We start from the raw sequence: 8,648 nt of genomic DNA on the forward strand, positions 1-8,648 counted from the left end.
ATCAGGATGAAGCGCGACGTGCTCCCGCGCAGGAACACGCCGCGCTTCACCTTACCCTTCAAGGCGCGCTGGCATTGCCGGCCTGATCATTTCCCATCGCCCCCCCCATGGCATTGCCGCCCGCCCCATTCAACGGCGCGTTGGGCGGCACTTCGCCCGATCCGCTGACCGGCGGCGGGGCCGAACTCATATTGCCGGGCGCATCGTCCATCCGGTTGATCGCGGCTGAATTCACCATCGCATCATTCTGGCTGCCCTGATCCTGCGAGCAGGCGGCAGCGCCGAGCGTGCACATCAGCAGCATGGTTCGAACGATCATCTTGCATTCTCCTCTGCGTGGAAGCGGTTGGGCGAGCCTTTCCTCGCGCTCATGCCAGCGCGAGATCGAGCACCATCATCAGGCACAGCCCGGCGATCAGGCTGATCTGCGCCCGGTTCGACCGCCCGTGCGCGAGCGCCGGGACGATCTGGCTCATGGTGACGGAAATCATCGCGCCCGCAGCGATGCAGAGCGCCCAGGGCAGAAGCGGCTGGAACTGCGCCACCAGCAGCGCGCCGATGGTGCCCGCGACCGGCTCCACAAGGCCCGAAGCCACCGCGCCCCAGAAGGACACCGCCGGGGAATAGCGCAGCGCCAGCGCGCAGTTGACCGCGAAGCCCTCCGGTATGTTCTGGATGCCGATGCCAAGCGCGGTCGTGCTGCCTTCCGCATAGCCCCCGCCTGCGAAGCTGACGCCGACCGCCATGCCTTCGGGCACATTGTGCAGCGTGATCGCGGCGACGAACAGCCAGATGGACTGCTCGCTCATCTGCCAGGAGGAGGAGGGAGCGACGGGCGCATCGGGCGCGGGGAAGAAGCGGGCGAGCGCCATGATGACGGCCGCGCCCAGGGCGACAGACCCGGCGGAAATGAGAGCGGAACGCCATGACCCTGCTCCTTGAGCCTCCAGATGATGGAGCACCGGGATGATCAGCGAAAAGAAGGATGCGGCGAGCATGACGCCCGCCGCAAATCCCAGCAGCACGCCCTGGTGGCGCTGCGCCGAGCGGCCGATGCCCAGCATGGGCAGCGCCCCCAGCACTGTCGCGAGGCCCGCCAGCAGGCTGCCCAGAGCGCCCGCCAGCGCAGGCGTCAGGGTCAAGCCTCAGGCCCCATAGTGCTTGAGCAGCCTCGCCTCATCGCTCCTCCACTTCAGGGGTTTGCGCGCGGGCCATGGCCTTTGCCTCGTCCATGTCCGACGCGCCGCCCTGATCCTCGTCCGACAGCTTGCCAGCACCGGGACCCGCGCCCAGATCAGCGCCCGTCGTCGGGCTGGCGTCAGGATCGGATGCAAGCCGCGCGGTCATGGCGGTATAATCCTTCATCTCCTGCTCGCCCAGCTGCACGCTCGCGAGGCCGTCGCCGCCATCGAGCGGCAGATTGCCTTCGATATCGTCCATCCGTTCCCATTGTTCGCCGCTGTTCCACGGCCCCGTCGTATCGCCTTCACCCTGCGAGGTGTTGACATAGAGGTTGGCATAGGCGCTGAGGCCGGGCAGCTTGCCGGGAGGGAAATTGTCCTGAATCGAATAGAGCGCCTTTTCGAAGCTTTTCTGGTGCGCCACTTCACGGGTCATCAGGAAACCCAGCGCATCCTTGATGCCCGGATCGTCAGTGATGTTGATCAGCCGTTCATAGATGATCTTGGCCCGGCTTTCCGCCGCGATGTTGGACCGCAGATCGCAGGTCGGATCGCCCCGGCTGTCGACATAGGCGGCGGTCCATGGCACGCCCGACGAGTTGGTGAGCGCGGGTCCGCCGCCATAGAGGATGGACTGGGTATGGCTGTCGCCGCCCGCGTTGAGGGACATATAGAGGTCGGCCTCTTCCAGCGAGGCTTCGCTGAGAGATCCCTTCGCGCCCTTGTTCAGCATCGCCACGATCGATCCGATCACTTCCAGGTGGCTGAGTTCCTCGGTGGCGATGTCGAGCAGCATGTCCTTGCGGCCCGCATCCTCCTCCGCAATGCCCTGGGTGAAATAGCGCATGGCGGCGGCCAGTTCGCCGTCCGGTCCGCCAAATTGTTCCAGCAGCAGGGAGCCGAGCGCGGGGTTGGGTTCCGACACGCGCACCGTATATTGCAATCGCTTGTTATGCATGAACATCAGTTCTTCTCCTCATATTCCGGCCAAGATGACGGCTTCCCGCGCACAGCAGTCCGCCCAGGGCAGTCGCGGCGGCGATGCAGGCGATGCTCGCCAGCAGCAGCGGGGGCGTTATCGCATCGCCGTCCAGCAACAGGCGCAGGACGATGATCCAGAGCCCCGCCAGAACGATCGCCAGACCGGCGAGAAAGCGGCCCATGGTTCGGCCATTGTGGCGAGCGATCATGTCTGACTCCGCGACTTCCAGAGCCTTTTTCAAGCGATCCAGCCGCCGCCGGTTCCAGTCATGAAGCGTGGCGGCTAACCTGAATTACTCACGCCACAGAGATGATAATGAGGGGAGCTTTTCCCCGGACCCGAAACCATCAGCGGGACAAAGAATGAGCAGAGGGCGATGACCGGAATCACACTCACCAGCAGCTTCTTCGCGCGTCCGGCGGAGGAGGTCGCGCCCGCCCTGATCGGCGCGATGGTAATGGTGGACGGCTGCGGCGGGATGATCGTGGAGACGGAAGCCTATGACGCCGCCGATCCGGCATCGCACAGCTTTGGCGGGCCGACAAAGCGGAACGCCGCAATGTTCGGGCCGCCCGGCCACGCCTATGTCTATCGCATCTACGGGCTGCACTGGTGCCTGAACTTCGTCTGCGCGCCGGGCAGCGCGGTGCTGATCCGGGCGCTGGAGCCAAGGGCCGGGGTGGAGGAAATGGCGGCGCGGCGGGGAACGGGCGATGTGCGGCGGCTATGTTCCGGGCCGGGGAAGCTGGCCCAGGCGCTGGGGGTCGATGGGACGTTCAACCGCCTTCCCCTTGATCAGCCGCCATTCGGGTTAAGCGCAGCTAAGGGGACGGAGGCGGTCGTGCCTGACCGGCGCATCGGCATCAGCGTAGGGACGCAGACGCCCTGGCGGTTCCTGCTGGCGGGATCACCCTTCGTAAGCAAGCCGCCTCACCGCCGTTTGCCCTGAGCGAAGCCGGAGGGGCCTGCCGGACGGGGGGCGCGGGCCTTCGACTTCGCTCAGGCGGCGGCTTCTACACGCTCAGCCCGAACGGGTGGGGTGGCGTTATTCCGCTGCTATGCTGGCGCCGGGCGCAGCGACAGACAGCGCAGCCTGTGAGGCGAAGGTTTCCGCCGACCCCGCGTACAGCTCCTTGGCGAAGAAGGCGCAGGTGAGGGCCAGTCCCTGCTGCAACGGGATTTTCGGTTTCCAGCCGAGCAGCGTCTGCGCGCGGCGGATGTCGGGGCGGCGGCGGCGCGGATCGTCCACGGGGAGCGGCAGGTGGATGACGCGGGAGGCCGCGCCGGTCTGGGCAAGGACTTCCTCCAGCAGCTCCATGATCGTATATTCGTCGGGATTGCCGAGGTTGACGGGCTGGAGGTCGGGCATGTCGCTTTCCATCAGGCGCATGAGGCCATCGACCATGTCCGATACGTAGCAGAAGCTGCGCGTCTGCGATCCGTCGCCATAGATGGTGATGTCTTCCCCCGACAGCGCCTGGCAGACAAGGTTGGATATCACGCGGCCGTCATCGGGGTGCATGTTCGGGCCATAGGTGTTGAAGATGCGCGCAACGCGCACGTCCGCCCGGCCAAGGCGTGCGAAGTCGAACGCCATGGCTTCGGCCGCGCGCTTCCCTTCGTCATAGCAGGCGCGCGGGCCGGTGCAGTTCACCCAGCCGCGATAATCCTCCTGCTGCGGATGCGCTTCGGGATCGCCATAGACTTCGCTGGTGGAGGTCAGCAGGAAGCGCGCGCCATTCTGTTCGGCAAGGCGCAGCAGGCGGTCGGTGCCGACGACGCTGGTCAGCATCGTATGTTCGGGATCAGCCTGATATTGCGGCGGCGATGCGGCGCAGGCGAGATTGTAGATGCGGCTGATGTCGCGCCTGCGGGTCACGGCATCGGGCAGTGGATCGACGATGTCCGCGCGCACGAAGGTGAAGTTGCGATGCCCCTCCAGCATGTCAAGATTGACTTCGCGCGCGGTCTGGAGGCTGTCGAGGCAGATCACCTCATGCCCCTGATCCAGCAGGGCGCGGCACAGGTGGGACCCGATGAACCCGGCTCCCCCCGCGACCAAGGCTATGTGCGACTTTGACTTTCTCATCAGCCTTTTATCCTTATCGTCAGATGTCATTCCGCCGCCGCCATCGCATCGTCCGCGCGCATCGCGGCGGCGTCCGACAGGCAGGCTTCCAGTTCCGCCGCGCGGCTTCGCGAGGTGTGCTGGGCAAGGATGCGGCTGCGCGCCGCATGCCCTATGCATGAGCGGTCCTCGTCCAGCGCGACGATCACCTGTTCGTGGTTCCAGGCGAACAGGATCTCGCGGTTCGGTTCCAGCAAATCGCCAAGGCCCGGCCAGACGTCGGAAATGACCGGCGTTGCGCAGGCTCCGGCTTCGAAGAGGCGGACCGAGGGGGACCAGCCCGCCTCGATCATGTCGGCGCGGGTGACGTTCAGCGTATAACGGGACGCGGAATAGAATTCGGCATGGTCCCGCGGCGGCAGATGCTCGATCCGCTCGACATTGGCGGGCCAGTCGATGTCATCGGGATATTGCGCGCCAGCGACGACGAACCGCTTTTCCGGCAGCAGCCGCGCGGGTTCGATCAGCAGCTTTTCCAGCGTCGGCTGGCGGTCCGGGCTGTAGGTCCCGAGGTAGGACAGGTCCCAGCGCTTCGGCACGTCCAGCGGCTGATAGGCGCCGGCGTCGACCGAGCAGTAGAGCGGCCGCGCCATCGGCGACCCATATTCGCGCTGCAACAGATCCAGCGTCGGTCCGCCCGTGAAGGAGCAATAGACATCATAGCCGGGGATCAGATCGGCCGACAGATAGTCGCACTCCCCCTGGCGCAGCTTGGCGAGGGTGACGGGCGTGTCGATATCGTAGAAGGCGGTGACGCCGCCAGCATGACGCTGGACATATGCGCCGACCGCGACGCCGTCAGGCACATAGGAGCCGACCATGACGGCATCCGCCGATGCGATCTCGCCGCGCCAGCGATCGAGTTCGTCCACGCTGCCGTAAAATTCAAGGCTGCAATAATCCGGGTCGGCGATATCGCGCTGGCTGGCATACCAGGGCACATCGCGCTCCAGGAACAATATGTCATGGCCGCGCGCGGCGAAGGAGGACAGCAGCGCGCGGAAGGTGGTGGCGTGGCCATTGCCCCAGGAGGAGGACAGGCTGAGCCCCAGGACGACGAGTTTCATGCTCTCTCCATCTGCTGTTGCCGGTGGGTGATGCTGGCTGAACGGTCGCGCAGGATTTGATCCACCTGCTCCCCGCGCAGCGCATAGCTATGTTCGGCGCGGACGCGGGCGAGCGCGGCCTGCCCGATCGACCGCGCGCGGCCGGGGGTCAGGGCGGCGAGATGCGCGGCGACATCCTGCCCGTCGCGCGCGACCAGCACTTCCTCATCGGGCTTCAGGAACAGCTCTATCCCCTCCCACGCGTCGGTGATGAGGCAGGCGGCGGCGCCTGCCGCTTCGAACACGCGGGTGGCGGGCGAAAAGCCGATATGCGCCATGCTGTCCCGCGCCACGTTCAGCACGGCGAGCGGGCTGCAATTGAAGGCATTATGTTCGGCCGTATAGACATGGCCGCGATGGCGGACATTGGCGGGCATGGCCTTGCTGTCCCAGCCATTGCCGCCGATCAGGAAGGACTTTTCGGGCGACAGGGCGGCGGCCTTGAGGAAGAATTCCTCCACCCGCGCTTCGCGGTCGGGCAGGCGATTGCCGAGGAAGGCGAGGTCGCAGGCGAAGCGCGGATCGGGCTCCACCGGATGATGGGTGGTGGGGTCGAGCGCATTGTAGATGGGAATGCACTCTCGCGCGCCGAAGCCGCGATAGGCATCGACCACCGGCTGGCCGCCGCCATAGGTGAGCACCATGTCGAGGTCCGGCAGGGCGCGGCGGATGGGATGAGCGGGCGCGCTGCGCATCTCGTCCAGCGTGGCGGCGGCGTCCACGTCCCAGAAGATGCGCAGGGCGTGGGGCTTCGCGCGCTGCATGACGCCCTCGATCAGTTCGTCGTCGAATACGCCAACGCCGCTGGCCTTCACGACCACGTCGGCATCGGCGGCTTCGTCCATCACGCGGAGCAGCGCTTCGGGCGTGGCGTCATAGACCACCACCCGCGCCCATTCCGGCGGGTCGATGTCGCGATGCTGCTGGCGGTCGAAGGCGTCGGGTTCATAGAAGACGATGTCGTGCCCGCGACCGGCAAGCTCGCGCAGGATGCCGCGATAATAAGTCGCGGCTCCATTCCAGTAGGAGGAAAGCAGACTTGATCCGTAAAAGGCGATCTTCATGCGACGATCCTTGCAAGGTGCGGCTGCGCGTGAGGGTTCAGCGTTTCGACGATGCGCATCAGTTCCTGCGCGCGGTGGGCGCAGCTATGGCGGGCGCGGACCGTTTCCAGGCCGCTTTGGACGAGCGATGCGCGCAGGGCGGGGTCGGCGCTGATCGCGCGCAGGTGGCGCGTCATTTCCGCGCCGTCGCGAGCGAAGAGGAAATCCTGCCCGGGCCGGAACAGATGCTCGCTGTCTTCCCAGGGAGCGGAGACGAGCGGGATGCCGCAGGCCAGCGCTTCGAACACGCGGATGGTGGGGATGCCGGGCAATAGCTGGGTATAATAGCGGCGCGGCACATGGACGGTGGCGAGGTGGCGGGCGAAGATGGCGGGCGCGGCTGCGTTGGCGGCCCAGCCGTGATAGCGGACGCCGTAGCGGGCGAGGGTCGCCAGTGCTTCCCTGGGGTAGCGCACGCCGTAAATGTCGAGCGGCAGGGCGGCGTCCTGTGCGGGGCGGAAGAGATAATCCTCCAGTTCCGCCGTGCGTTCGCCATCGCCCCAATTGCCGATCCAGACGATGCCCTGCCGGTCGCCTTCCTGCGCAGGCGGGTGGAAGTGGCGGAGGTCGGCGGCTTCATGCCAGGTCCAGACGCGCGCCCCCCAGCCCCAGCGGCGATAGACGTCCGACAGCGCCTCGCCAAAGGCCAGCACGCCGTCATAGCCGCTGAGGTCGAAGGCGCGGATGGCTTCCGGGTCGGACACGGCGCGGTGATGGGTGTCGTGGAACAGCAGCGTGAAGTCGCCGCCCGCGATCCGCAGCGCGCCGATGCGGGCGACGAGGGCCGGGTCGTTCCATTCGTGGACGACGACCACGTCCGCGCCGTCGAGCAGCGGCTCCACATCGTCAGCGGGGTCGTAGCTGCGGGTGACGAGTTCGGGATAGGCGGCGCGAAAGGGTTCAAGGCCCGCTTCGCCATGGTCGGCGAGCAGATTGGCGAGGCTCCAATTCCCCTCCGGCTCCAGCGCGAGCACGTCATGGCCAATCGCGCCGAGTTCGCGCAGAACGCCGCGCAGGAAATGGGCGTTGCCGTGGTTCCAGCAGGACAGCAAGGAATGAGTGAAGTATACGACTTTCACGCTGCTGCCCTCCGCCGCAGGGTTGCGTAATGGTCCGCCATCCGGGTGGCGAGGGCGGGCAGGCTGTAGCGGGCGGCCCTTTGCTGGGCGCGGCGGCCCGCTTCGGCGCGGGCGGATTCGTCCTCGATCAGCGCGTTGATGGCGCGGGCGAAACCCGGCGCGTCGTTGGGGGGGACGAAAGTGGCCGCGCCGTCCCACAGTTCGCGGAAGGTGGGGATGCCGGACAGGACCAGCGCGCAGCCTGCCAGAGCGGCTTCCAGCACGGCGAGGCCGAACGGCTCGTACAGCGCCGCGGAGGCGAAGACCGGGCGGGAGGCGAGATGATGGGAAAGCGCTGCGCCGTCCATCACGCCTGCATGTTGGAGCGCTTTCAGCGTAACGCCGCCGCCATGGGGGGCGGACAGCGGACCCGCCGCGCAGAAGGGCACGGCGATGCGGGCGGCTGCTTCGTCGAGCACGCCTATATTCTTGCCTTCGTCCCACAGGCGCCCGGCGGTGAAGACATGATCCCGCATCGCCCGGCGCGGAAAGTCCATGGCACGGCCGTTGTGGACCGGCACGGGCGCGACGCCATATTGACGGCGCGCGGCCTCCGCGAAGGCGGCGGTGGGGGTGATCGCGAAGGTGGCGTTGCGCAGGCCGCGATCGACCAAGGCGGTGCGCCAGGCGAAGTCTCCGGGCATCGGGCCGTCCTTCACCGCTGACCACCAGGTCGCGACGCAACTGTGCAATAGCGCGATCGTTGGGCAAGCGTAACGGCCCTGCGCGGCCAGCGCGGGCGTGTGGAGCTGGACGATGTCGGCGCGCAGGTCGCCCGCCATTTCGGCAAGCCGCGCCTCGGCCATCAGGATGGGTTCGGCCCGCGCGGCGAGCCAATCCAGTTCCAGCCCGGTTTCGACCACATGCACATTGGCGATCGCCGCCGCTTCGGCCCGCTGCGCCTGGGTGAGCGCCGGGCCAAGGACGGCGAGCGTCACCTGCCAGCCGAAAGGCCGGAGCGCGCGGGCGAGGTCGGTGGAAGGCTCTGTTGCAAAGATTGGCGGCAGTCAGAGGTAGGCTGTCGCTCTGC

The 8,648-nt window shown here is 66.8% G+C and carries 10 protein-coding genes; 1 reads left to right on the forward strand and 9 read right to left on the reverse strand.

The features are described 5' to 3' along the window. Positions 1–58 precede the first annotated feature (58 nt). From ET21_RS0112480 to ET21_RS0112495, 4 genes are read right to left on the reverse strand one after another with little or no spacing between them, the layout of a single operon-like run. Positions 59–319 (reverse strand): hypothetical protein, encoded by a 261-nt coding sequence (locus ET21_RS0112480; RefSeq protein ID WP_193378974.1) that lies wholly within the window; start codon positions 317–319, stop codon positions 59–61. Positions 320–368: 49 nt separating this feature from the next. Continuing rightward, complete coding sequence (locus tag ET21_RS0112485) at positions 369–1,142, reverse strand: ZIP family metal transporter (RefSeq protein WP_037470877.1); 774 nt, start codon at positions 1,140–1,142, stop codon at positions 369–371. A 34-nt stretch (positions 1,143–1,176) separates the two neighbouring features. Next, positions 1,177–2,145: a manganese catalase family protein gene (locus ET21_RS0112490; protein WP_021238047.1), complete on the reverse strand. Its 969-nt coding sequence runs from the start codon at positions 2,143–2,145 to the stop codon at positions 1,177–1,179. Further along, positions 2,132–2,371 carry a hypothetical protein gene (locus ET21_RS0112495; protein ID WP_152522055.1) on the reverse strand — a complete coding sequence of 80 codons (240 nt, stop codon included), beginning with the start codon at positions 2,369–2,371 and terminating at the stop codon, positions 2,132–2,134. The genes ET21_RS0112490 and ET21_RS0112495 overlap by 14 nt, the downstream gene beginning before the upstream one ends. Positions 2,372–2,539: 168 nt before the next feature. On the opposite strand from ET21_RS0112495, the gene ET21_RS0112500 reads away from it, so the two are divergent. Then, complete coding sequence (locus tag ET21_RS0112500; RefSeq protein WP_030539976.1) at positions 2,540–3,112, forward strand: DNA-3-methyladenine glycosylase; 573 nt, start codon at positions 2,540–2,542, stop codon at positions 3,110–3,112. 96 nt (positions 3,113–3,208) lie between these two features. Here ET21_RS0112500 and ET21_RS0112505 read toward each other — a convergent pair whose 3' ends face one another. From ET21_RS0112505 to ET21_RS0112525, 5 genes are read right to left on the reverse strand one after another with little or no spacing between them, the layout of a single operon-like run. Then, positions 3,209–4,252 carry an NAD-dependent epimerase/dehydratase family protein gene (locus ET21_RS0112505; RefSeq protein ID WP_021238050.1) on the reverse strand — a complete coding sequence of 348 codons (1,044 nt, stop codon included), beginning with the start codon at positions 4,250–4,252 and terminating at the stop codon, positions 3,209–3,211. Between the two features lie 26 nt (positions 4,253–4,278). Then, the gene (locus tag ET21_RS0112510) at positions 4,279–5,358 is read right to left on the reverse strand and encodes a glycosyltransferase (protein ID WP_030539978.1); all 1,080 of its coding nucleotides are present in this window, start codon (positions 5,356–5,358) and stop codon (positions 4,279–4,281) included. Then, the gene (locus ET21_RS0112515) at positions 5,355–6,461 is read right to left on the reverse strand and encodes a glycosyltransferase (protein WP_021238052.1); all 1,107 of its coding nucleotides are present in this window, start codon (positions 6,459–6,461) and stop codon (positions 5,355–5,357) included. The genes ET21_RS0112510 and ET21_RS0112515 overlap by 4 nt, the downstream gene beginning before the upstream one ends. Beyond that, positions 6,458–7,579 carry a glycosyltransferase gene (locus ET21_RS0112520; RefSeq protein ID WP_030539979.1) on the reverse strand — a complete coding sequence of 374 codons (1,122 nt, stop codon included), beginning with the start codon at positions 7,577–7,579 and terminating at the stop codon, positions 6,458–6,460. The genes ET21_RS0112515 and ET21_RS0112520 overlap by 4 nt, the downstream gene beginning before the upstream one ends. Then, the gene (locus ET21_RS0112525; RefSeq protein ID WP_030539980.1) at positions 7,576–8,625 is read right to left on the reverse strand and encodes a glycosyltransferase family 4 protein; all 1,050 of its coding nucleotides are present in this window, start codon (positions 8,623–8,625) and stop codon (positions 7,576–7,578) included. The genes ET21_RS0112520 and ET21_RS0112525 overlap by 4 nt, the downstream gene beginning before the upstream one ends. Positions 8,626–8,648: the final 23 nt, after the last annotated feature.

Source organism: Sphingobium sp. DC-2 (assembly GCF_000722555.1).
GTDB lineage: Bacteria > Pseudomonadota > Alphaproteobacteria > Sphingomonadales > Sphingomonadaceae > Sphingobium > Sphingobium quisquiliarum.